This window comes from Clostridium ljungdahlii DSM 13528 (genome assembly GCF_000143685.1).
GTDB classification, from domain to species: Bacteria; Bacillota; Clostridia; order Clostridiales; family Clostridiaceae; genus Clostridium_B; species Clostridium_B ljungdahlii.
In genome coordinates, this window is the sequence record NC_014328.1 from 4294493 (window position 1) to 4320131 (window position 25639).

Sequence of the window (25639 nt, forward strand, 5' to 3'; positions counted from 1 at the left end):
CTATTTAATTAAGAGTAAAAAATAGGAGTTGTATACATGTACGATTATGATTACTTCAGATTTGATGATGAAGCTAGAGAAGATGATGAACCCGAAGAATTAGATTATTTAGATGATGATTTCGTATGTCCTTACCTACGATTTTCCTCAAACCATACCCCTATGTGTATGAGCAGACAGCGAGATAACTTTCCACCAGGTCCTCCTCCATCCAATATTCCTCAAGCACCTCAAAACTTAGCACCTGGTTCAAGTACAAAATTTGTAGATCCAGGTTCTATAAGACGATGCTTATTTAAGTTCGTTTATATTTGGCCAAATAGAGGCAATGGATTCTGGGCATGGTTAACTCATGTAGGAAGAAGATCTATTTCAGGTTATAGATGGCATAGAAATAGATGGGTTTATTTTGGAATGGATTTACGTCAAATAAGAAGTTTTATGTGCCGTTAATATTTATCCTAAAAATATAACTGACATAGTTACCAATTAAAAATAAGCTTATACTCAGAATATTTTTTATAACCTTCAGCTCGTTAAATATTTAAAAGAGCTTCATTATTGTAAAAATATACCTGTGTATAAGCTGACTTTTAAGTTAAAGAAACTATATAGTGATTCTAATTGAAATTCTATATAAAATATAATAACAAAATTGAAATCACACTTAGAAATTCTATACCATAAGAAACTTTTTAAACATTATGTGAAATAGTATTAGGAATATGAGAAAAAACGCTAATATCCTATGATCCATAAGCCATTTTCCCTTCATATTCCTACTTTTAAGTCCATATATTCCTAAACATGCTGTTACAATCATAACTACAGCTGCAGCAAGTCCCGGTATAGAAATTCCCTTATATTTATACATAAAATAACCATGACACACTACAGCTATAACTCCTATAATTCCAACCAACTTGTGATATTTTACAATGTACTTCATAAAGACTTTATATACACGCTCATACTGTTTTTTATCTTTGGGTAACTTCTTCATATACTTCCTATTTATGTACTTTATAAAGAAATTAAGGAGTAATATAAAATACGCCCAAAATCCAACCCAACCTAAAAGTTTCCCAAATTCTTTCATAATCTTACCCTCCCAACTATAATGTATTTTTAAAGCAATAACTAGTCAGCACGCTAGCCTATTTTCTTTCAAATGCCTAAATAATTTAGTGTGTCATTTATATTAATTTCATATAATATATATTAGAGGTGTGAATAAAATGTCTTGTTTAAACACAATATCCCCTACACAGCTTGCAGTACTTAGTACTTTTATAGCTATTGTTATAACTAAAGATAAAAGTGCAGATGAAATAAATGTTCTTGGAAACGTAATTGCATCAACTGGAGCTACTGTGCTTTCTATCGCAGCCCAGATGCAGTACCTCGAGTCAATTCAGAGTAAAAAAGATCAAATTCATGACTTAAAAAAGCAACTTAATGACCTAAAATAGCTGCATCAAGACATAATTTCCTAGGTCAAATTATCTTAGTTAAAGTGCAGTTTAGCAATATACAGCTTGTACATAAAACATTTATGCATAAGCTGTATATTATTAATTTTAGCATCTCAAATTCAATTCTAACTCGCCTTTACTTACTTAACAATTTAGCTATAACATCTCCCATTTCCCTAGTTCCAACAAGTTTCATTCCATCAGTCATCATATCTCTAGTTCTATAACCATTTTCAAGTGTCTCTGATACAGCTTTCTCAATAGCAGAAGCTTCTTCATTTAAATTAAATGAGTATCTAAGCATCATGGCAGAAGACATTATTACAGCTATAGGATTTGCCGTGTTTTTCCCAGCAATATCCTGCACGGAAGAATGTATTTGATTTGGCTCAAACATTCCCAAGCTTTTCTCCCCAAGGCTTGCAGCTGGCAAGGTTCCAATAGATCCAACTATTTGGCTAGCTTCGTCTGCTATAATATCCCCAAATGCATTTGATGCCAATACTACATCAAATGCACCAGGATTTTTTAAGATTTTCATTGAGGCACTATCTACATATATCTGTTCTAACTCAACTTCAGGGTAATTTTTTGCTACTTCATTTACAGTATTTCTCCAAAGCATGGAACTTTCTAAAACATTAGCTTTATCAATACTAGTTACCTTTTTTCTTCTTTTAAGTGCAATTTCAAAAGCCTTTGAAGCTATTCTTCTAACTGTATTTTCACTATAGCACTCAACATCATAAGCTTCTTTTCCATCTTTGCCCTGCCTTACTCCTTTCTCACCAGAATACATTCCTCCAGTTAATTCTCTTATTATAATCATATCAATACCATCTTTTACAAGTTCAGACTTTAAAGGGCAATCATTTTTTAATGATCTTTGCAGTACTGCAGGACGCAAGTTTGCATAAAGTCCTAATTCTTTTCTCAAAGTCAAAAGTGCTTTTTCTGGTTTTTTATTTAAAGGAAGATTGCTCCACTTATCTCCTCCTATTGCCCCAAGTAAAACTGCATCGCTTTTTTTACAAATATCTAAAGTTTCTTCTGGAAGGGGCTTATCATATTTATCAACAGCTGATCCTCCTGCATAAACTTTTGTGTATTTAAACTCATGTGAAAATATTTCTCCAACTTTATCTAATACTTTAACAGCTTGTTCAATAGCTTCAGGTCCAATTCCGTCTCCTGGTATTAGTGCTACATTGAATTTCATCTCATTTTCCTCCAAATGTTTATTAAAAATTTATACATAATTCATTTATACTACTCATCTGCAAGCCTGTAGCCTACTCCAACTTCTGTGTATATATACTCAGGCTGTGCAGGATCTTTTTCTATCTTTCGTCTTAAATTTGCCATAAACACCCTTAATGATTTAGTTTCACTTCCCAAGGATGAACCCCATATTTCACGAATAATAAAATTATGAGTCAGCACTTTTCCTGAATACTTACATAAAAGTGCCATTATTTTATATTCTATAGGAGTTAAATGTATCTCTTTACCTTCTACAGTTACACGTCTTTTATCGAAATCTATAGATAGCCTTTTTACCTTAAAATTATTCAATATTTCATGTTGATCTTTGTTTACAATAAGATGCCTTAAAGACACACGAATTCTAGCAAGCAATTCACTTATACTAAAAGGTTTAGTTAAATAGTCATCTGCGCCCTTATCAAGTGCTTCAACTTTCTGTCTTTCATTTCCTCTTGCAGATACAACTATAATGGGAATATTGGACCATCCTCTTACTTTTTCTATAACTTCAATTCCATCAATATCTGGAAGACCCAAATCTAATATTATAAGATCAGGATTGTGTGACATTACAAGAGAAATGCCTTCATTTCCCTTATCTGTTTCAATATATTTATATCCCTGGGAAGATAAAGCTGCTGTAATAAAATTTCTTATTGGTCTGTCGTCTTCAATTACAAGAATATAAGGCTTACTATCCATCAATCTTCCTCCTTACATTAACTCATTACTAGTACTTTCCCCTTTAGGAATGTTAAACCTAAAAATAGCCCCTCCTTCTTTTTTGTTTTCAGCTTCAATTGTACCACAATGGGCCTCGACTATGGACTTACAAATGGTAAGTCCAAGTCCCACACCACGTCTTGAATCTGCTATACTGCTGCCATTGGTAAAAAATCTATCAAATATATGTGGCAATATTTTATCTGATATTCCTATTCCATCATCTATGACTTCAAAAAATACATCGTCTACACTTTCATAAACTTTTATTTGTATAAACGATTGTTTTTTAGAAAATTTTGCAGCATTCTGAATTAAATTTATAAGTACTTGCTCAATTAAATTTCCATCCATAGGAACCATTATAAGTTTCTTTGGAACTTCTACCTTTATTTTATGGTCTTTAAAATATTTAGAACTTCTTTGAACTGCCTCTGATACTACTTCCTCCACCAATTCTAGGTTTTTATTGATTTTCATATTCCCCTCATCAAATTTAGTCATACTAAGAAGATTCTCTACAAGGCTTATAAGCCATTCTGTATCGTCATAAATCCCATTCAGCAAGTCTTCCTTAGTCTTTTCTGGTATAAATTTACCATTTTCTATAATAGTACTTACTGCTCCCTTAATTCCTGCAAGTGGACTTCTTAAATCATGAGAAATGGATCTTAAAAGATTGCTTCTAAGTCTTTCACGTTCAATCTCCACCTTAGATTTCTCCTGCTGTCCTACAAGTATTTCTCTGTCAAGTGCAATAGCCATTTGGCCCGTTACAGTTTCTACAATAAATTTCTGATCATGGCTTAAAAAGTCTTTTTCACAGGAAACTCCAATAACTCCTAATATCTTATTTTGCACTTTTACTGGAATATAGTATCCCCTTGCCCCATAAAATGTATCTGTACCAGAACCAGCTTCCCTTCCTTTCAAAAAACTCCAGTAAGCCACAGCAGCCTCATCTTTATTTAAAATTAAGTCGTCCTTTTTTAATTCATCCAAATAATATACAAAAGGAGTTGAAAGTTTGTTATCTATAGACAGGTAACATACCACAGTTCTGTCCACAAGTCTTGATAGATATTTTATAGCTATGGAAACTACATCAGAATTTCCAACTGCACTTAAAAGTTTACTTGTGACCCTATACAATGTCTGTGTTCTTTTTTCCCTAGTATAGGACTCATCCGCATCCTGCTGAATCTTATTTGTCAAATTTCCTATTACAAATGCCTCAATAAGTATCATTATAAATGTAATCAAATAATTTTTATCATAAAAATGAAAAGACCTCTTGGGCGGAACAAATAAATAATTAAATATAGATACACCCACTAAGGAAGATATTATACCCATTAAGTAACCCGTAGTCTGCATGTATACAATTATAACACCTAAAATAAAAATCATAATAACATTGGCTTCTGAAAAACCCACATAGTCAAAAATTATAGCAGCACAAGTTACTATTGATAAAATTAAAGCAGCTTTAATAGCTTCCTTTAAGGATAAATTAAATTCTTTACTAAATTTCTTAGTAATCTTGTTACTTTTCCTATCATATAGTGAATTTGGTATTACATAAACGTCAATATAAGAATTGGAATCCATAAGTTTATCTACTACATCTTTTGCATAAAAGTGAAATACTTTACTTGTTTTTTTATTGTTCTTACCTATTATTATTTTAGTTATATTTCTAAATTTTGCATATTGTATAACCTGATCTGCTATGTCATCCCCATATATTGTAACTACTTCTCCACCTAATTGCTCTCCTAAATTAAAATATGAATTAAGTCTTTTTCTATCTTCTTTACTTAATTTCTGAGATTTAGTAGTTTCTACATATACTACTATCCATTTTGAATGATAAACTTCTGCCATTCTCGCAGCTGTTCGTATAACCCGAAGAGATGAAGGTGATGAACTTATACATGCAAGTATTTGATCGGAAGCAGGTACTACAGTAATCTGACCTTTTGAAAGCCTTGCAGTTTCAATTTCATAGTTTACCCTGTCAGCCGTTTTCCTAAGGGCAATTTCCCTTAAAGCATATAAATTGCTTTTAGTAAAGAAATTATGAAAGGCACTCTTTACTTGATCTCTCGCATATACTTTACCATCGCTAAACCGCTTTAAAAGTTCATCTGGTTCTATATCTATAATTTCAACTTTATCTGCATTATCAAATACTTTATCTGGAATAGTTTCTCTTACGGAAATATGAGTTATACTTTCAACTACATCATTTAAACTTTCAATGTGCTGAACATTTAACGTGGTATATACATCAATTCCAGCTTCAAGAAGCTCCTCTATATCCTGCCATCTTTTTCTATGTCTTTTTCCCTTGGCATTGGTGTGGGCAAGTTCATCTACAAGTATTATCTCAGGCTTTCTTAAAAGAGCTGCATCCAAATCAAATTCTTTTAAAATTACCCCCCTGTAGTCGATAACTTTAGTATTTATACTCTCAATCCCTTTAGTCAAATCCATAGTTTCTAATCTTTCATGGGATTCAATATAACCTATCACTATATCTTTTCCCAAGTTTTTAATGTCATGTGCTTCTCTAAGCATGGAATAGGTTTTTCCAACTCCTGCAGCATATCCAAAAAATATTTTTAGTTTTCCCCGTTCACTTTCACTATCTTCTTTTTCCACTTTGTTTAAAATACGATATGGATCAGGTCTTTCATTATAATCTATAATAATCACCTCCATATAGAACTTATATCACATATTTATTTTCTCATTTTTCTAGATAAAATGTAACATGTTTTTCATAAAATTTATTGAATTCAATTCTATCCCCCTTAATTTTTCCTTCAATATATTCTTTTGGATAGGAAACCGTCTCGCCTTTCTTTAACATTAATTTCATATTGTTATTTTCTATGCTATACTTGCCTTTAGTATAAACAGCTTCTCTGTATAAATTATTTATTATTGTATAATTATTATTTTTATCAAGTATTAAAATTGTATTATTCTGGGGACACTGATATTTACCTATATAGGGATATTTATTATTATCTTTCTTTACAAAAACCACTATAAATACAACAATAATTATACATAATATTATAACACCCATCTTTTTCATGATACTATCACCTACTTCTCCAATTAAAATAAAACTTATTTATTTAAAATCGAGGCTATTTCAAGATTAACTTTTAGTACATTTACTCTAGGCTCGCCTAAAATTCCAAAAGTTTTATCTTCTGTATATTTACGGACTATCTTACGAATATTTTCTTCACTTATTCCTGTTGCTTTAGATACATCAGGTATCTGTACCTCTGCAGCTTTAGGACTTATATCCGGATCAAGGCCAGATCCAGAACTTGTAAGAAGATCTGTAGGTACATCTTCTTTCTTTACCCCTGGATGGGTTTTTAAGAAACCATCTAAATCCTTTTTAACCCTATCCTGCAGCATCTTATTTGATGGTGCCAAATTTTGAGATCCAGATGATACACCAGTGTAAACTACTTTTCCACTCTTATCTGGCTTCAAATCTTCCTTTGTATAAGTGTTATAGTTCACAGCCGAAACCCTTCCTCTAAAAAACCTTGGATCTGTAAAATTCTGTCCTATTAGTTCAGAACCTACCTCTTTGCCATTTACCGTTATAATACTTCCATTTGCCTGTTTATGAAAAAATACCTGACCTACACCTGTTATAAAAAGCGGATATATAATACCGCAAATTATCATAAAAACAATAGTTAATCGAATAGATTTTTGGAGCATTTTCATATTAAAACCTTCCTTTCTCAAAATACCTAACCTAAATTAAGAATTCTAACTAATGGAGTTATTAGTAAATCTATAATTTTTATTCCTATAAATGGAGTAATAATTCCTCCAAATCCAAAAACAAGCATATTCCTCAAAAGCATTGTCTCTGATCTCATAGGTCTATATTTTACGCCTCTCATAGCAATAGGTATTAAAAGAGGTATTATTATGGCATTGAATATTAACGCAGATAGTATAGCACTATAAGGTGTTGCCAATTTCATAACATTCATCACCTGCATTCTAGGTATAGCTACTGCAAACATAGCAGGTATTACAGCAAAATATTTAGCTACATCATTAGCTATGCTAAAAGTAGTAAGTGCTCCTCTTGTTATTAAAAGCTGCTTTCCTATTTCAACTACTTCTAGTATCTTGGTTGGATCTGAATCTAAGTCCACCATGTTGGCAGCCTCTTTAGCTGAAGTGGTACCACTATTCATAGCAAGTCCCACATCTGCCTGCGCTAGTGCCGGAGCATCATTTGTTCCATCTCCTGTCATTGCTACAATTTTACCTTCTGATTGTTCTTTTTTTATAGCTTCTATTTTATCCTCTGGCTTGCATTCAGCAATAAAACTATCCACTCCTGCCTCTTTAGCAATAGTTGCTGCCGTAAGTGGGTTGTCTCCGGTACACATTATAGTTTTGATTCCAATTTCACGAAGCCTTTGAAATCTTTCCACAAGACCTGGCTTTACGGTATCTTTAAGATATATAACTCCATAAATTTTATTATCCACACATACTACAAGTGGTGTTCCTCCCAAGCTTGCTACTTTGTTTACAATATCATCTAGTCCATATGGAATAGCTCCTTTTAATTTCCCCACTCTATCTTTTATAGCATCATAGGCCCCTTTTCTTATAGAAGTACCATCCTTTAAATTAACCCCACTCATTCTAGTCTGTGCTGTAAATTCTTCAAATTCCATGTCCTCATATTTGGATTTTTCCACTTTTGAACCCAATTTATATCCAAGTTCTACTGTGGATTTGCCCTCTGGCGTATCATCCTTTAAAGAACATAAAACAGCATAATCTATAAGCTCTTCTTTAGATACATGTTCTACAGGAATAAAATCTGAAGCTAGCCTGTTTCCAAAAGTTATGGTACCAGTCTTGTCAAGTATCATGGTATCCACATCTCCACAGGATTCTACTGCTTTTCCAGACATAGCTATAACATTAAATCTTGTAACTCTATCCATTCCAGCTATACCTATTGCAGATAAAAGTCCTCCTATTGTTGTTGGTATAAGGCAAACTAAAAGAGCTATAAGAGTAGATATTGAAAGCTTTACCCCTGTATAAGAAGCCATAGGATAAAGTGCTGCAAGTACTATAAGAAAAATAAGTGTTAAACTTACAAGCACAGTATTAAGAGCAATTTCATTAGGTGTTTTCTGCCTTGAAGCCCCTTCTACCAGACTTATCATTTTATCTAAAAAAGATTCTCCTGGAGTTGCTGTTATTTTTACTTTCAACCAATCACTTACAACTTTAGTTCCTCCTGTAACTGAAGCAAAATCCCCTCCTGATTCTTTTACAACAGGTGCTGATTCACCAGTTATTGCAGATTCATCTACAGATGCTATACCGCAAACAACTTCTCCATCATTTGGAATTATATCTCCATTTTCCACTAAAACTATGTCACCTTTTTTTAATTCACTTGCATTTATAACAGTTATATTGCCATTTAAATCAAGTAATTTTGCAGAAGTATCCTTACGGGTTTTCTTAAGCGTTTCTGCTTGAGCTTTTCCTCTTCCTTCAGCTATTGCTTCTGCAAAGTTTGCAAACAATATTGTTATAAATAAAATTAGAGCTACTATAAAATCATAACTTCTTAAATTACTTCCTTTGTCCCCAAATATATTAGGGAAAATTGTGCTAAGCAAAGATATAAAGAATCCAATTTCAACTACAAACATAACAGGATTTTTAATCATATATTTAGGATTTAATTTTTTTAGAGCTTCTACAATTGCATCTTTCATTATGCTCTTTGTAATAAACTTAGATTTTTTAATTTTATTTTTCATAATCACACCATCCCCTTTTTATATTCATAATGTAAGCTGTTCTGCAATAGGTCCAAGAGACAATGCTGGAAAAAACGTAAGTGCGCCAATTATCAAGACAATAAATACTAAAGTTATAGTAAATACCCCATTGTCTGTTTTAAATGTGCCTGCAGTTACAGGTATTGCCTTCTTTGAAGCTAAAGATGTTGATACAGCAAGCAGTATTATCATAGACAAATATCTTCCGAAAAACATTACTATGCCTGCAGTTGTATTCCAAAACATGGTGTTATCTGAAAGTCCTTCAAATCCAGATCCATTGTTTGCAGCTGAACTTGAAAATTGATATAATATCTGTGTAAGTCCATGAAATCCTGGATTTGATATGCCTGCAATTCCCTGAGGTACAACAAGTGCTAAAGCTGAAACCATTAATATCAAAAATGGATGTATAATAATAGCAAGTGCTATTAATTTAATTTCTTTTCCCTCAATTTTTTTTGAAAGAAATTCAGGAGTTCTTCCTACCATAAGTCCACACAGAAAAACAGTAAGTATCGCATACATGATCATATTCATAAACCCTACACCTTTTCCACCAAATATTACATTGAGCATCATGTTTACAAGTGCCACAAGTCCACCTATAGGTGTCAGTGAATCATGCATGTTATTAACAGCACCACAGGATGTAGCCGTAGTAGCTGTAGTAAAAAGTGCAGACATAGGTATTCCAAATCTAACTTCCTTGCCTTCCATATTACCCATAATTTGATTAAGCCCTAAATGTCCAAGTATAGGATTACCTGCTTTTTCAGCTGCATAACATATTACAACGCCAATTATAAATAACACACTCATAGCTGAGAATATACATATAGCCTGTTTTTTCTTTTTAATCATATGTCCAAAACATACCACAGTTGCTCCTGCAAAAAGAAGAAATGAAATTATCTCAAAAGCATTTGTAAGTGGTGTTGGATTTTCAAATGGATGAGCTGAATTAGCCCCAAAGAATCCTCCTCCATTGGTTCCAAATAGTTTTACTGATTCTAAGCTTGCTACAGGCCCCATTGGAATGTCCTGGAGCTTTCCCTCTATAGTAGTAATTGTTTTATTAGCTGATAATGTCTGTGGGACACCCTGTTGAATATAAAATATAGATATTACAATACACACAGGAAGAAGTATTCTTGTTATAATCCTTACATAATCTACATAAAAATTTCCAAGTGTTTTTTTCTTTCCTGCAAGTCCCCTCATAAATGCCAGTGCTATAGAAAGCCCTGTTGATGCTGCAAGAAACATAAAAAATGTAATTACTATCATCTGGCTAAAGTAAGAAAGCCCTGATTCACCGCTGTAACCTTGAAGATTAGTATTTGTTAAAAAACTTATTACAGTGTTAAATGTAAGTCCTTGCTCCATGCCCCCTATATGGTTAGGATTGAAAACAGGCATAAACTGTATTCTCAAAATTATATATGCTAAAATAGCTGGAACAAGATTACATAAAAGTAAAGCTCCAATGTATTGTTTCCATGTCATTTCTTCCTTTGTTATTCCTGAAATTTTATAAATAAAATTATCAACTTTATCAAGTACAGGATCTAAAAATGTTTTTTCATGTTCTGCAACTTTATAAATGTATTTACCTGTTGGAATACAGAGTAGAACAAAAATAACAAGTATAATTCCAATTTGCAATATTTCCATATTATTAACCTCCACATCCTATAGTTAAAACTTCTCTGGATTAAATAATGCATAGCACAGATATCCAAACAATAAAATAATCACAATTACTAAAAAGATCATAAACATTCCTCCAACTTATTGTTTTTTACTTATTTGATTTTCACACCACTTTGTAAAATATTTTAGTAGAAAAAACCCTAATAAAATCAAAATTATAAATATAATATCCAGCATCTTTATCCCTCCTCCATATTTCTTAGCCATAATACTATCACCTAATGTATAAAATTAGAGTTAAGATAAACCCTACCTATGTAAAAATTCCATAAATGTTTTATTTCCAAAAAAAAAGAAATTCACAAAATGTGAATTTCTTTTTTTAACATTATTTAATTTTCATCTATTATATAAGGCACTGTAACTATTGCTATATTTCTTCTTTTAAGAAGAATAGTTTTAATCAACAATGCAGTTTGATTGTGCAAAATATTTCCCCACCATTTAGTAACTACAAATTGCGGAAGAACAACAGTTATTGTATCATTAGGCCCTGCAGCATACTCTTCAGAATCTATAAACTTTGCAAGAGGCTTTATAATGCTTCTATAAGGAGATTTTTTCACTATTATAGGTATACCTATATTATATTCATTCCATTTCTTTAAAAGTTTATTAGTGACCTCATCATCTACAGAAACATGAAATATTATTATATTCTCAGATATAGTTCTAGCATAATTTAAAGCTTTCAGAAAAGATTTATTTAAGGTATCTATAGGTACTATTACGTATCTCTTTTGCCCCTCAAAGCTTACCTTCTCATATTTTCTCAGTTCATCCATGGAAAGCCGCAGCTGCTGTGCAACTTTTAAATAATGTCTTTTTATCTTTTCCATGGTATATACAATTATAGGTATAAGTATGAGAACTACCCATGCACCACGAGTAAACCTGGTAACTCCTATAATAATAGTTGTAACAAAAGTTAATAATCCGCCTAATCCATTTATAAATGCCTTGTGTTTCCATCCGTTTATTTTAATTTTAGTCCACCTTTTGAACATACCGCACTGAGATAAAGTAAATGATATAAACACTCCTACAGCATAAAGTCCTAGCAAGTAGTGAGTATCTCCTTTAAATATTATAACTAATATGGCAGCCAGTAAACCAAGCATTATTATACCATTAGAATAATTAAGCCTTTTACCACGTTTTGCAAACTGTCTTGGGGCATATCCATCTTTAGCCATAAGAGCAAGCAGGAGCGGCAGTCCTGCAAAAGCAGTATTACATGCCATAACAAGTATAATGGCTGTAGCTGCCTGAATTATATAAAATAAAATTCCTCCATTAAATACCTGCCATGAAATCTGAGCGACTACAGTTACATTAGAATTTGGAACAGCATGATAAAGTGTAGCCAAATAGGAAATTCCTCCAAACATTAAAAGTACTATAAAAGCTAAAAGCATTAACACAATCTTAGCATTTTTCTGTGATGGTTCCCTAAAGTTTGGAACTCCATTACTTACAGCTTCCACACCTGTTAAAGCCGTACACCCTGCTGCAAAGGCCTTTAAAAATAGAAATATAGTTATGGTTCCAGAAACATCAGGTATCTTGTAATTAGATTTAGGTACATATCCCATAAAATTTATTTTTATTATTCCCCATATAAGCATAACTAATATTAAAAATATAAATACATAGGTTGGAACTCCAAATACCTTTGAAGATTCTCTTATTCCTTTTAAATTTCCAATTACTAAAATTGTTATAAGTACTAAAGTTATAGTAACTGTATGCGGAAGCAAGGATGGTATCGCTGAAGTTATAGCAGCAGTTCCTGCTGAAGCACTTACTGCTACAGTCAATATATAATCAATAATTAAAGAAGCACCTGCTACAAGACCAGCGGTTGTCCCTAAATTATCCGTTGCTACAATATAAGAACCTCCTCCACCTGGATAGGCATCTATAGTTTGTCTATATGAAAATATAAGCATAAACAGCAAAAATATAATGCATAGTGAAGCATAGAGCATATATCTATAGGATAAAAGACCCATAACCGGCATAAGTATCAATAATATTTCTTCTCCAGCATAAGCTACAGAGGAGATAGCATCACTTGACATTATTGGCAGTCCCCAAAATACATTGAACTTTTCACCTTTTAATTCCTCGGTTTTTAAACTTCTACCTATAAGAGCATTCGATACATTTCCTAAATTTAAATTCATTTTTAACACCTCTAAAAGTAATTTCATATGATTTCCAAAATACGGTATTTCCCCTCAGTGTTATTATTACTATATTAAACCCCATGCCAAGTTGATTTCCTAATTTTGATTTTACTATATTACCACCTTGAGCATAAATTTTGAGTTAAGATTGTACTTGCCTGTATAAAGATTCTATAAAGATTTTATTTTAAAATGTACCGTTACATTTTGCAAATACTCAATTATGAATATAATATATAAATAATAAAGCTTTATTTCATTCATTTATTATAGACTCCATTAATACTAGTTCATGGAGATTTTATAGCTTAATCAATAAGTCTTTAGATAATATAGGAGGATAATAATATGGGACAATATGAAATAAATAAAAACTTAGCCCAGATGTTAAAAGGTGGAGTAATAATGGACGTAGTAAATAAAGAACAAGCCATTATTGCTGAAAAAGCTGGAGCCTGTGCGGTTATGGCTTTAGAAAGAGTTCCCTCTGATATAAGAAAAGAGGGAGGGGTAGCCAGAATGTCTGATCCTAAAATAATAAAAGAAATACAAGAATCTGTATCCATACCTGTTATGGCAAAAGTTAGAATAGGTCATTTTGTTGAAGCTCAGGTGCTTCAGCAGTTGAATATAGACTTTATAGATGAAAGTGAAGTTTTAACTCCTGCAGATAACTCTTACCATATAAATAAATGGGACTTCAAAGTACCTTTTGTATGCGGAGCTACAAATTTAGGTGAAGCCCTAAGAAGAATCGGTGAAGGAGCTGCAATGATAAGAACAAAAGGTGAAGCTGGAACTGGAAATGTTATTGAAGCTGTAACTCATATGAGAACTATGGTAGATGGTATATCAAAAGTTAAAAGTGCAAAAAAAGAAGAGCTTATGACACTTGCAAAAGAATTTGAAGCACCTTATGATTTAATAAAATATGTATGGGAAAACGGAAAGCTACCAGTAGTAAACTTTGCAGCAGGTGGCATCGCAACCCCAGCAGATGCTGCACTTATGATGCAGCTTGGAGCTGAGGGGGTATTTGTAGGTTCTGGAATATTTAAATCTGAAAATCCGCAAAAAAGAGCCACTGCTATAGTACTTGCTACAACTTATTACAATGATCCTAAAAAAATTGAAGAAGTTTCAGAAGACCTAGGGGAAGCAATGCCTGGACTTGAAATTAATAATTTAGATCAAAAATATGCACAGCGAGGATGGTAAATCATGAAAATCGGAGTATTGTCATTTCAAGGTGGAGTAGCAGAACATATTCACCATGTTAAAATGCTTAAATCTGCTGCTGTAGAAATAAAAAACTCATATCAGCTGGATGACATTGATGGTATCATACTTCCCGGCGGAGAAAGTACCACAATAGGGAAACTTTTAATAGACACAAATATGATGGAGCCCTTGCGAGAAAAAATATTAAATGGATTGCCTACTTGGGGAACCTGTGCAGGGATGATATTGCTTGCAAATTCTATAGAAAATTCAAATGAAGGTTATCTAAAAGTTATGGATATTAAGGTGAAAAGAAATGCATATGGAAGTCAAATCAATAGTTTTAGTACAGAAGCTTTAATTCCCCAGGTATCTTCTTCTAAAATACCTTTAGTTTTTATAAGAGCTCCTTTTATTACTGCCATAGGCAGTACTGTTAAAAACTTATGTAGTATAGGTAAGCATGTAGTGGCAGCAAAATATAAGAACATTTTAGTAACCTCATTTCATCCCGAACTTACAGAAGACTTAAACTTCCACAAATATTTTCTATCGATGTGCAGATAAAATAGAAACTTAGGATTCCAATTTAAATCCTAAGTTTTTACCATTTTAAATAATTATCTTTCTTCTCTTGAATATGAAATACCCAAAGCTTTAGGCATAGCTGAAGGTCTACTTTTAGTTTCTCTAGTTGTAAAAATTAGAACTACAAAAGTAAACATATAAGGAAGCATTTGTAGTATATATGTAGGAATAACAAAACCAAAAGCCTGCAGGTGAAGACCCAGTGAACTTATAATTCCAAAAATATAAGCTCCTACTACAGCACGAATTGGATCCCACAACGCAAATATCACAAGAGCTATGGCAATCCATCCCCTCCCTGCTGTCATATTTTCACTCCATGAAGGAGAATAAGCAAGAGATATATAGGCACCCCCTGCCCCAGACAGCATACCACCTAAAATTACGCATGCATACCTTACTAAAAAAACATTTATTCCTGCAGCATCTGCAGCAGCAGGATTTTCTCCAACAGCTCTCAGTATAAGTCCAGATTTAGTTTTATAAAGTACAAACCAGATTACAAAAACCAGTATGAAGCTCAAATACACCAATAGATCATTTTTGAAAAGTATTGTCCCTATTACTGGTATTTTACTTAAGATCGGAATATCTATAGCTTTAAATGAAGCAGCTGGAAGAGCCCCTATGTAGGATTTTCCAAGGTAGGCACTAAGTCCCGTTCCAAATATAGTAAGTGCCACACCACTGGCCACCTGATTGGCTTTTAATTTTATAGTGAGGACAGCATGAAAAAATGCTAAGGCCGCACCAGCAGCAATTCCTGCTATAAATCCCAACCATTGATTCTTAGTATGAATGCTAACTATAAATCCTGTTACAGCACCTACAAGCATCATGCCTTCTACACCTAAATTCATTACTCCTGCTCTCTCTGTCAAAAGTTCTCCAAGACAAGCATATAATAAGGGCGTTCCTGCAACAACTCCCGCTGCAAACACTGAAATTATAAAAGTACTATTCATATTGTCAAGCTTCCTTTCTCACTAATTTATACTTGAGTAATATTTCGCTCCCCAGTACGAAAAGTAATATGGCACCTTGAAACATTAAAACCATACTTAATGAAAAGCCTGATGTTTGCAAATTATATCCACCTACAAAAAGGCCTCCCATAAAGAAAGAAACTATAACTATACCCAACGGACTAAGTCTTGCCAGAAGTGCAATTATAACTGCTGTATATCCATATCCAGGTGATATATTCTGTTGAAGTTTATGAATAGCTCCTGATACCTCTACCATTCCTGCAATCCCTGCAATTCCTCCACTTATAAACATAACAATTAAAATATTTCTGACATAATTCATACCTGCATAGATTGCTGTGCTTTTATTTCCACCGCTTACCCGTATCTCATATCCCCATCTAGAATACTTCAAAACAATAAACATAAGCACTGCTATCCCTATTCCAATAAATAGACCTATATTTATATCTGTATTACCAAAGGAAGTTAAAGTTGCACTTTTAGAAAATGCAGCACTTACTGGAAAATTTTTGCCCTTTGGATCTTTCCAAGGGCCAAATACCAGATATTGAACCCATAATATAGCTATATAATTGAGAAGTAATGTAGTTATAGTTTCATTTATATTTAAAAATGCCTTTGGAATCGCTGCAACCATTGACCATAATCCACCTGCTATAAAACCTGCTATCATCATAAGTGGCAGCAATTCATAAGCGGGCATATTTGGAAAAGATAGTGCAGCCCAAGAAGCCCCAAAAGCTCCCATGAAAAACTGACCTTCAGCACCTATATTCCAGAGCTGCATACGAAAAGCCAGTGATACTCCAAGAGAAGTAAGCATAAGTGGTATAGATTTCGCTACAGTTTCTGAAAGTCCATAGGTTGAACCAAAAGCACCAGAAAATATTTGGGAACATACATCTATAGGATCATTTCCAGTAATAGCAATGATAATAGCTGAAAATACAATTCCACCAATTACAGATATAATAGAAACCATTACCTTTTTCATCATAGAACAGGAGTCCGTTTTTTTTAGTTTCCACCCTTTAAACACGTCAATCACTGTAATTCTCCTTTCTACTTCCAGACATCATTAGTCCAATAGATTCCATAGTAACCTCAGATGAATCTACTATTCCCATAATAGAGCCTTCATGCAAAACACATATTCTATCTGAAAGCTGTATTAAATCTTCCAGTTCTTCAGAAATAAGAAGAATTGCTCTACCTTTATTTCTTTCATCTATTAAAAGTTTTTTTATATATTCTGAGGCACCTATATCAAGTCCTCTGAAAGGATATGCCAAAACAATAAGATTTGGATCTGACTGTATTTCTCTAGCTAAAAGAAGCTTTTGCATATTTCCCCCTGACATAGTTTTCACAGGGGTATTCAAAGAAGCTATCTTGATATGAAACTTTTCTATTATATTAACTGTGTTATCATACACTTTTCTCCAGTTAATATGATATCCTGGCATCCTTCGATAATTTTCAAGTATCATATTCTCGCAAGCATTCATATCGGCTACAAGACCTACCGTCATCCTGTCTTCGGGTACATAACTTATTCCCCTATCTATAAATTTTCTTCTACTTTCATTTATACAATTTGCTTCATTTAAAAATATATTTCCTTTTTTTATTGGTGTCAAACCTGAAATAACTTCTGCCAGTTCCTTCTGTCCATTGTCATCAATACCTGCAACTCCAAATATTTCTCCTTCATGTACGCTAAATGATATATTTCTTAATTTTACAGATCCACTTTTATCTTCTGAACACACATCTTTCAATTCTAAAATTTTCTTTCCATTTAATACTGCTTTTTTACTGGAAACATGTGCTATATTTCCGCCCACCATCATTTTCGCCATATCTTTTTCTTCAACGTCTTTTGTGTTAAAAGTACCCATGGATTTTCCATCACGCAGCACTGTAATTTTATTGGTATTTTTCATTACTTCTCTCATCTTATGTGATATTACTATAATGGATTTTCCCTTTTTAGCTAAAATGCCCAGTGTTTTATAAAGTGATTCCCCTTCCTTAGGTGTAAGTACTGCTGTAGGTTCATCCATTATAAGTATTTTTGCACCATGCATAAGTGCTTTTATAATTTCAACCTTTTGTTGTTCTCCTACTGTAAGCTGCCATATTTTAGCTTTAGGGTTTACATAAAGTCCATATTCTTGAGCACTTTTTTCAATTTCATCTTCAATATATTTCTTATTGTAAATTTCTTTTAAATTTCTAAGTCCTAACATTATGTTTTCCGCCACAGTAAAAGCTCTTACTAACTTAAAATGCTGATGCACCATACCTATGCCACAAGCTATGGCATCTTTAGGAGAGTTGAATTCAACATTTTTCCCATTTATCTTTATTTCACCGCTATCTGATTTATATAGACCTGTTAATATATTCATAAGTGTACTTTTACCTGCTCCATTCTCACCTAAAAGAGCATGGATTTCTCCAGCATTTAATGAGAATGAAATTTTATCATTAACTGCTATTCCTGAAAATTCTTTTGAAATATTAGTCATTTCAACTATAGGTTGTTTCTCCATATTATCACTCCCAACCTTTAAAGTTTACATACCGACCCATTTAGAAGCCGGTATGTAAAAATAATATATTCTATTTAGAGATTGTTCCTTCAACGCCTTTTACAAACCAATTAATAGAAAGCATTTGTTCATCCGTAAGTTTTTGTCCTTTAGCAACCTTTAAGTTACCAGCTTGATCATATATTGGCCCTTCAAATACATTTAACTTATTATCTATAATGTTCTGCCTCTGTTTTGAAATAAGTGTTTTTACATCATTTGTTACCATTGGACCAAAAGGACCTATATCAACTATTGAATCATCTTTAATTCCACCCCAGTATTGTCCAGATTTCCAGGTACCATTAGCTACAGCTTTAACAGTCTTGACATAATAAGGTCCCCAATTCCATATTGATCCTCCAAGCACTGCCTTTGGAGCTTTTGACCTCATATCAGAACTAAAACCAATTCCATATACCCCTCTTTCCTGGGCAGCCTGCATTACAGTAGTAGAATCAAGATGCATTGCAAGTACATCAGCCCCCGCATCTATTAAACTATTAGTTGCAGTTTTTTCAGTAGCAGGATCACTCCATGAATTAGTATAAACTACTTTAACTTTTACATTTGGATTTACTGATTGTGCTCCCAAAGTAAAGGCATCAATATTTCTTACAATTTCAGGTATTGAAAACGGAGCCACAAATCCAATTATATTACTCTTTGTATTCTTACCTGCCAAAATACCTGAAAGATATCTTCCTTCATAATCACGTCCAGCATATGTTCCTAGATTGTTTGACGTTTTGTATCCAGTACAATGCATGAAAATTACATTTGGAAATTTTTTTGCTACATTAACCATATAATCCATGTACCCATAAGTTGTTCCAAATATAACCTTATTGCCTTTTTGAGCAAGCTGTGTGAATACTTTCTCCGAGTCTGCTGTTTCAGGGACATTGTCCACATATGTTACTTCTGCATTTGGCATATTAGCAGCTAAATACTTTCGTCCTTGATCCTGGGCATAATTCCATCCCGTATCTCCTATAGGCCCCTCATAAACAAAAGCTACTTTGATTTTTTTATTGTCAGAAGTTGTTTTTTTCTGGTCCTGACATCCTACAATCAAGGTAGATAGTACAAGAATAGCACATAATAAAATTAAACTTCCCTTTCTTATTTTCTTCATAACACTTTCCCCCTATTTTAATTTGTTAGTGTAAATGTTTTTACACTATTTAACCTCTATATTTTTCATACCCTTAAAAATATAGATTATAACCTTTATTTAATATGAAAATAAGGCCAAGCTTTATTTAATTTAATAAAGATTGACCTTATTTTCATATACTCAGTCAATTAGTATCTTCTTTTTTATAAAAAGTGGATACATTTACATGACTTTATAATATTCTTTTTTAGCTTTTTCGTCAATATATAGACAGAAGGTCAACTTCAAAAGTTGAATTAATTAATAAAGTAGCTAAGAATTTTAGAAAGAAAATATGATCAATTTGTGGTAAAATAATTGTGTAAATCATAATTTTATATAAATATAATAGGAGGTAATAAGTATGAAATTATTTATAGATACCGCTAATGTAGAAGAAATAAGAAAAGCTAATGAAATGGGAGTAATTTGTGGAGTTACTACTAATCCTTCTTTAATCGCAAAAGAAGGCAGAGATTTTAAGGAAGTAGTAAAAGAAATAACTACTATTGTAGACGGGCCAATAAGCGCTGAAGTAATAAGCTTAGAATCTGAAGGAATGGTAAAAGAAGCCAAAGAACTTGCAAAAATACATAAAAATATAATAATAAAAATTCCTATGACTGTAGAAGGATTAAAAGCTGTAAAAATTCTTTCAAAAGAAAATATAAAAACCAATGTAACATTAATATTTTCTCCAGCACAAGCACTTTTAGCTGCAAGAGCTGGTGCAACTTATGTAAGTCCTTTCTTAGGAAGACTAGATGATATTGGAATGAACGGAATTGAATTAGTTGAACAAATATCTGATATTTTTAAAATTCATGACATAAAAACAGAAATTATAGCAGCCAGCATTAGAAATCCTCTTCACGTTATAAATGCTGCTAAAGCAGGATCAGACATTGCCACTGTTCCATATAAAATATTAATACAAATGACTAAACACCCACTAACAGATATAGGAATACAGAGATTTTTAGATGACTGGAAAACAGTACCTAATAAATAAGATAGATTATATAATTTGACATCAACAAAAATGTATATATTATAATTATTAATGTAATTTACAAATATTTAGAATTTATATAAAACAAGGGGTGAAAATTATGAATGATGCGTCACAATTTCATAAAGAGGGATTTAATTGTGCAGAATCTATAATTAAAGCTTTTAACAGAGACAACAATTTAAATATTCCTGTCTCAATTGCAAGTCCATTTGGTCTTGGTATGGCCGTACAAAGTACTTGCGGTGCTGTTACTGGAGCACTTATGGCTATGGGCTCCGTAAAAGGAAGAAACGAGGCTTCTGTACAAAATAAATCTAGAAAAATTGCAAAAGAAATAATGAACAAAGTAACAGAAAAGTATGGCACTTTTGAATGCTCTAAATTAAAACAAAAAGGTATATCTTGTGATGAGATAATAGATTATACTTATGAGATTCTTAAAGATTATGCAAAATAATAGTAATCGATAACCACTATAATATATTATGACCTATTAAAGCTTGTACTATCAGTAAAATGTACACTGATAGTACAAACTTTTAGTTATGCTTAATAACTGCTTTAACTCATATTAATAAATTTTCACTTTATTAATGAACGCTTTATATTCACAAAAAACCACTATATTTCTACTTTGATTTTGATCTTATTTTCTACTCTTATGTACAGGGTTCTCAGCAATATGTTATTTACTAACAATTCTTTACCATATCAGCAATGGAGTAACTTGGCGAGCTTGTGATTGCCTTCACATTTCTTTGAAATCGTTCATATCTAAAACAGCAATAATCAAGAAAATCATCTCCACTGTAATGTCTAATCATAGCCCATACCATCCAAAGTAAATCTTGTGCTACCATATAACTTTTTATCTTTACTATTTCTTCAGGTGTCGGAAGTTGTCCATAGTAGTCAACAAGAAGATATTGAATTGCTTCCTCGGTTAATTTAGATTCAAGAATATATGAAGCTACGTCCCAGCTTGGATCATTCATTCCGGAATATTCCCAATCTATAAGGTAGGTCTTTCCATTACTATCAACAATAAAATTTTCAGGAACCGTGTCATTATGGCACGGAACAGAAATTGTTTTTTTAATATTCTTTTCCATAAAATCAAGCAATTGTTTTTTTAATGTAGCGTAGTCAAAGAAAAAATCACCATTAAGCTTTTGAATTATATGTTCATATTTATTTAACTCCATCCGCCAATTAAATGAATTAGAAAAACACTTTTTGCTAGAGTGAGTTTTTTTCATGAGATCAGAAACAGATCTAAGAGTTATAGGAGAACATGGATCAACTTGAGCAATATTTTTGCTGTTTTCAATATATACGCTAATTTTTATTCCACTATCCTCATCAAAATAAATACACTCAGAATTCAAACCAAGCTCTGCTGCTATTTTATCATTAAAACTTTCAATTTTACGATCAATCATCAGATTGGTCATGGCACCCGGTTGTCGGACAACATACTGTTTTCCATTGATATTCATAATATAGTTATAATTGGTAAGTCCACCTGCAAAACGAGATTTATCAAACATTATACTGTCATCGTTAAAAGCAAGACACAGTTTTTTTTGTACTAATTCTTCCATTTTCATAAATAATCCACCACACATATTTCAATCTTTTGTTTTGTCAATAAAAAACACAAGTAACCACCTAACACCGGTTTGTAACTTTCTGATCATACCCATTATTAATTTAATTATAACAATAATAGTCCCAAAAATCAACATATCGCTTTCTATTAGAGCCTTTATTAAATATTTCATACCTTTTTTATAGATTATATATATTCTAATAGCAGTATTAATTGTAACTTCAAAAAAATGCAATAACAAATCATGTTTTGAAGTAGATATTGTTCAATAAAAGCAATATTGTACCATATAAATTTCTAACTAGATACAATAGTGCTAAAACTATATATTCTATTTACAATAAACTAGCCACTTTGTATGCTACCATGTAAAGTGATAATTGCGAAAGCATTTATTAAAAAAATAACAAAGTTTATTAAAAATCTGTAAAAAGTAACTGTAGAAAGAATAGGAGGGAAAATCATGGAAGACAAGTTTGAAAATTTTAATTTGAAATCCAAGATTTATTTTAATAGGGAATCTATTCAACTTTTAGAGCAAGTCACTGGTTCTCGAGCATTTATTGTTGCAGATGCTATTATGGGAAAACTTGGATATCTTCAAAAAGTAATAGATTACCTAAGCAAAGCTGGAATAAGTTCCGTTGTTTTTACGGGGGTACACCCTGATCCAGACGTCAATGTAATTGCAGATGCAATGAAATTGTACAAAAAAAGCGACGCAGATGTTCTCGTAGCACTAGGTGGAGGATCCAGTATTGATACCGCTAAGGGAATAATGTATTTTGCATGTAATTTAGGAAAAGCAATGGGCCAAGAAATGAAAAAACCTCTATTTATTGCAATTCCATCAACAAGTGGTACAGGCTCTGAAGTAACAAACTTTACTGTTATTACTTCTCAGAAAGAAAAGGTATGCATTATAGATGATTTTATTGCACCAGATGTTGCAATACTTGACTCAAGTTGTATTGATGGTCTGCCTCAGCGTATTGTAGCAGATACTGGTATAGATGTTCTAGTTCATTCTATTGAAGCCTATGTTTCCAAAAAAGCAACTGACTTTACAGACGCTCTTGCTGAAAAAGCAGTTAAATTAATTTTTGAGAATCTTCCAAAAATTTATAACGATAGTAAGGATTCCGAAGCTCGAGATCATGTTCAAAACGCTTCCTGTATAGCAGGAATAGCATTTACAAATGCTGGTCTTGGAATTAATCACAGCTTGGCTCATGCTATGGGTGGATCTTTCCACATTCCTCACGGCCGATCCAATGCACTTCTACTTAATGCAGTAATGGAATACAACGCTAGCTTGGTTGGAAATGCAAGCGAACATGCTATGGAAAAATACGCAAAACTAGCATCAATTCTACACCTTCCAGCTCGAACAACTCGCGAAGGCGCTGTAAGTTTTATTGAAGCTGTAGATAAATTAATAAAATCCCTAGGTGTTGAAGATAATATTCGATCTCTTGGGATTAAAGAAGATGAGTTTCAAAGTGCTCTAAATCATATGGCAGAAACAGCAATGCAAGATAGATGCACTCCAACTAATCCTAGAAAACCTTCTAAAGAAGAACTTATACATATTTATCAAAAATGTTATTAATAAGTATCTCAACTTTCTCAATTTAGTTGAAAGTTGATAATTGATAGTGGACAGTGAAGGTGGATTTTTTGTGATAACTAGAAATCATCCTTCACTATTAATTTTTCATTATTAATTCTTAACTTGCGAAGCTTTGCTTTGCATTATTTTTAAATTATGTCTTAGTGCTTATAGTAAAAATTAATTTATTACTTAAAACTAGGAAAAATTAGAATCTAAATGTTTTATATTTACCCTCTTTTTTTGACAATATATGACAAGAAACTGTGGGAAAGTATAAAATATTGTTTACTTTTATATTTTTATATAATATAATATAAAAAAAGAACGTACTAGAATCTAATTAATTTCTTTTTTTGAGTATAAACTATAGGTCAGGAGACGGGTGTTATAAGGATGAATAAAACTGATAATCCACTTAAAAAATTTATAACCTCAAAGTTATATAGCCGCTATAGTGGTATTTTATCCCTATCAGATGTACCTTTATTTTTGGTAGATACAAATGGGGATATTTTACTTGAATTTATTCCCTCCCCAGATTTTTGTACTCATGTATGTCAGGAAAGAGAGTCTCATGTATGTCCTGACTATCAATGTCGATTACAATCTGGCAAGGAAGGTAGATTTGTATGCCGATATGGTCTTGAAAATATGATTTTTCCGATCATAGTAGACAATAAAACTGTAGGTTATATGGCTGGTATACAAGTATATTTGAAAGATAACGAATACAAAAAGTATATGATTGATGTCCAATCTCACAAAGATACTAAGACTGAGGAGCTAGAGTTTATCGCTAAATCGATTTTCTCACTAAAATCCGTAGAATCAAATAAAATTAAAGTATACGAGCGATTATGTTGCGAAATTGCTAAAAATATTTCTCTTGATTTATCAGAAAGCACTAAGCTGTCCCATCAGGATGTGAAAAGGTTGTCAATTGAAAAGGAAATACTGGAAAAGAAGATCATTGATCTAGAATCAAAAAATATGTCTCTAGTCGTTAATCCTCATTTTTTGTTTAACACTTTAAATTGTATTGCCCGTGTGGCTTATTTTGAACATTCTCACGAAACAGAAGAGCTTATTTATTGCCTTTCTGATTTGCTGCGGTATAATTTAAAGCAGGGTAACCAGCTTCACACCATTGGTGCTGAAATTAACAATATTGAGAAGTATTTATATATTCAAAAAGTAAGATTTAAAACTCGTCTGGAATATGATATCAACATTTCGGAAGATCTTAAGTCTTATAGAATTCTCAATATGATTATCCAACCTATTGTTGAAAACTCTGTAATTCATGGAATAACCCCAAGGCGAGATGGAGGCAAAATAAGTATCTATGCAGAAAAATATAAAGATGAAATTGTTATTTCCATTATGGATAATGGAAATGGTTTCCCAAAGGATGTTTTGCTTGACATACAACAATGTAAAAATAAATCTGGCCTAGGTTTTCAAAGTACAGACAAACGTTTAAAACGATATTACGGAGAACAATATGGATTGAAAATTTTAAAATCTGATTACAGTGGAAGCACCGTTACCATCACAATTCCTGCAGAACCTATTGTGAGGTGATAATA

At 32.4% G+C, this 25639-nt stretch carries 24 protein-coding genes; 8 read left to right on the forward strand and 16 right to left on the reverse strand.

Annotation, left to right across the window (positions count from 1 at the left end; genetic code table 11):
- The first annotated feature begins 36 nt into the window (after positions 1 to 36).
- A complete protein-coding gene (locus CLJU_RS19435; protein ID WP_013240544.1) occupies positions 37 to 453 on the forward strand; it encodes a hypothetical protein in 417 nt (138 codons plus the stop codon).
- A gap of 223 nt (positions 454 to 676) precedes the next feature.
- Here CLJU_RS19435 and CLJU_RS19440 read toward each other — a convergent pair whose 3' ends face one another.
- Positions 677 to 1099 carry a hypothetical protein gene (locus CLJU_RS19440; protein ID WP_013240545.1) on the reverse strand — a complete coding sequence of 141 codons (423 nt, stop codon included), beginning with the start codon at positions 1097 to 1099 and terminating at the stop codon, positions 677 to 679.
- A 139-nt stretch (positions 1100 to 1238) separates the two neighbouring features.
- Between CLJU_RS19440 and CLJU_RS19445 the strand changes: the two genes are divergently transcribed.
- Positions 1239 to 1472: a hypothetical protein gene (locus CLJU_RS19445; protein ID WP_013240546.1), complete on the forward strand. Its 234-nt coding sequence runs from the start codon at positions 1239 to 1241 to the stop codon at positions 1470 to 1472.
- 139 nt (positions 1473 to 1611) lie between these two features.
- Here the strand turns inward: CLJU_RS19445 and leuB are convergent, their stop codons facing one another.
- The 10 genes from leuB to CLJU_RS19485 form a co-directional block, all read right to left on the reverse strand.
- Positions 1612 to 2694 carry a 3-isopropylmalate dehydrogenase gene (gene leuB / locus CLJU_RS19450; RefSeq protein ID WP_013240547.1) on the reverse strand — a complete coding sequence of 361 codons (1083 nt, stop codon included), beginning with the start codon at positions 2692 to 2694 and terminating at the stop codon, positions 1612 to 1614.
- Positions 2695 to 2744: 50 nt separating this feature from the next.
- Positions 2745 to 3443 carry a response regulator gene (locus CLJU_RS19455; RefSeq protein WP_013240548.1) on the reverse strand — a complete coding sequence of 233 codons (699 nt, stop codon included), beginning with the start codon at positions 3441 to 3443 and terminating at the stop codon, positions 2745 to 2747.
- Positions 3444 to 3455: 12 nt separating this feature from the next.
- Positions 3456 to 6176 (reverse strand): sensor histidine kinase, encoded by a 2721-nt coding sequence (locus CLJU_RS19460; protein ID WP_029170073.1) that lies wholly within the window; start codon positions 6174 to 6176, stop codon positions 3456 to 3458.
- 43 nt (positions 6177 to 6219) lie between these two features.
- Complete coding sequence (locus tag CLJU_RS19465) at positions 6220 to 6573, reverse strand: hypothetical protein (protein ID WP_013240550.1); 354 nt, start codon at positions 6571 to 6573, stop codon at positions 6220 to 6222.
- Positions 6574 to 6608: 35 nt separating this feature from the next.
- Entirely contained in the window at positions 6609 to 7232 is a 624-nt protein-coding gene (locus CLJU_RS19470) for a K(+)-transporting ATPase subunit C (protein ID WP_013240551.1), read from the reverse strand.
- A 26-nt stretch (positions 7233 to 7258) separates the two neighbouring features.
- On the reverse strand, positions 7259 to 9322 hold the full coding sequence (kdpB, locus tag CLJU_RS19475) for a potassium-transporting ATPase subunit KdpB (protein WP_013240552.1): 2064 nt from the start codon (positions 9320 to 9322) through the stop codon (positions 7259 to 7261).
- A 24-nt stretch (positions 9323 to 9346) separates the two neighbouring features.
- Complete coding sequence (gene kdpA / locus CLJU_RS19480) at positions 9347 to 11020, reverse strand: potassium-transporting ATPase subunit KdpA (RefSeq protein WP_013240553.1); 1674 nt, start codon at positions 11018 to 11020, stop codon at positions 9347 to 9349.
- A gap of 24 nt (positions 11021 to 11044) precedes the next feature.
- Positions 11045 to 11128, reverse strand: a complete 84-nt coding sequence (gene kdpF, locus CLJU_RS23375; RefSeq protein ID WP_081442095.1) for a K(+)-transporting ATPase subunit F — start codon at positions 11126 to 11128, stop codon at positions 11045 to 11047.
- Between the two features lie 9 nt (positions 11129 to 11137).
- Positions 11138 to 11266 carry a hypothetical protein gene (locus tag CLJU_RS23245; protein ID WP_275935558.1) on the reverse strand — a complete coding sequence of 43 codons (129 nt, stop codon included), beginning with the start codon at positions 11264 to 11266 and terminating at the stop codon, positions 11138 to 11140.
- 125 nt (positions 11267 to 11391) lie between these two features.
- Positions 11392 to 13248: an APC family permease gene (locus CLJU_RS19485; RefSeq protein WP_013240554.1), complete on the reverse strand. Its 1857-nt coding sequence runs from the start codon at positions 13246 to 13248 to the stop codon at positions 11392 to 11394.
- A 351-nt stretch (positions 13249 to 13599) separates the two neighbouring features.
- Between CLJU_RS19485 and pdxS the strand changes: the two genes are divergently transcribed.
- Positions 13600 to 14469, forward strand: coding sequence for a pyridoxal 5'-phosphate synthase lyase subunit PdxS (gene pdxS / locus CLJU_RS19490; RefSeq protein ID WP_013240555.1), 870 nt, complete (start codon positions 13600 to 13602; stop codon positions 14467 to 14469).
- A 3-nt stretch (positions 14470 to 14472) separates the two neighbouring features.
- Positions 14473 to 15039, forward strand: a complete 567-nt coding sequence (pdxT, locus tag CLJU_RS19495) for a pyridoxal 5'-phosphate synthase glutaminase subunit PdxT (protein ID WP_013240556.1) — start codon at positions 14473 to 14475, stop codon at positions 15037 to 15039.
- A gap of 53 nt (positions 15040 to 15092) precedes the next feature.
- On the opposite strand, the gene CLJU_RS19500 is transcribed toward pdxT, so the two are convergent.
- From CLJU_RS19500 to CLJU_RS19515, 4 genes are all read right to left on the reverse strand, one after another.
- The gene (locus tag CLJU_RS19500) at positions 15093 to 16025 is read right to left on the reverse strand and encodes an ABC transporter permease (protein WP_013240557.1); all 933 of its coding nucleotides are present in this window, start codon (positions 16023 to 16025) and stop codon (positions 15093 to 15095) included.
- A 4-nt stretch (positions 16026 to 16029) separates the two neighbouring features.
- Positions 16030 to 17100, reverse strand: a complete 1071-nt coding sequence (locus CLJU_RS19505; RefSeq protein ID WP_013240558.1) for an ABC transporter permease — start codon at positions 17098 to 17100, stop codon at positions 16030 to 16032.
- The gene (locus tag CLJU_RS19510) at positions 17093 to 18610 is read right to left on the reverse strand and encodes an ABC transporter ATP-binding protein (RefSeq protein WP_013240559.1); all 1518 of its coding nucleotides are present in this window, start codon (positions 18608 to 18610) and stop codon (positions 17093 to 17095) included. The genes CLJU_RS19505 and CLJU_RS19510 overlap by 8 nt, the downstream gene beginning before the upstream one ends.
- A gap of 70 nt (positions 18611 to 18680) precedes the next feature.
- Positions 18681 to 19787, reverse strand: coding sequence for a BMP family ABC transporter substrate-binding protein (locus tag CLJU_RS19515; protein ID WP_013240560.1), 1107 nt, complete (start codon positions 19785 to 19787; stop codon positions 18681 to 18683).
- A gap of 385 nt (positions 19788 to 20172) precedes the next feature.
- Between CLJU_RS19515 and fsa the strand changes: the two genes are divergently transcribed.
- A complete protein-coding gene (gene fsa, locus CLJU_RS19520) occupies positions 20173 to 20820 on the forward strand; it encodes a fructose-6-phosphate aldolase (protein ID WP_013240561.1) in 648 nt (215 codons plus the stop codon).
- A gap of 100 nt (positions 20821 to 20920) precedes the next feature.
- Complete coding sequence (locus CLJU_RS19525) at positions 20921 to 21280, forward strand: C-GCAxxG-C-C family (seleno)protein (protein ID WP_013240562.1); 360 nt, start codon at positions 20921 to 20923, stop codon at positions 21278 to 21280.
- A 235-nt stretch (positions 21281 to 21515) separates the two neighbouring features.
- Here the strand turns inward: CLJU_RS19525 and CLJU_RS19530 are convergent, their stop codons facing one another.
- A complete protein-coding gene (locus tag CLJU_RS19530) occupies positions 21516 to 22451 on the reverse strand; it encodes a choline kinase family protein (protein ID WP_013240563.1) in 936 nt (311 codons plus the stop codon).
- Positions 22452 to 22898: 447 nt separating this feature from the next.
- Between CLJU_RS19530 and CLJU_RS19540 the strand changes: the two genes are divergently transcribed.
- A complete protein-coding gene (locus CLJU_RS19540) occupies positions 22899 to 24047 on the forward strand; it encodes a 1-propanol dehydrogenase PduQ (RefSeq protein ID WP_013240564.1) in 1149 nt (382 codons plus the stop codon).
- 396 nt (positions 24048 to 24443) lie between these two features.
- Positions 24444 to 25634, forward strand: coding sequence for a histidine kinase (locus tag CLJU_RS19545; RefSeq protein ID WP_013240565.1), 1191 nt, complete (start codon positions 24444 to 24446; stop codon positions 25632 to 25634).
- The last annotated feature ends 5 nt before the right edge of the window (positions 25635 to 25639 follow it).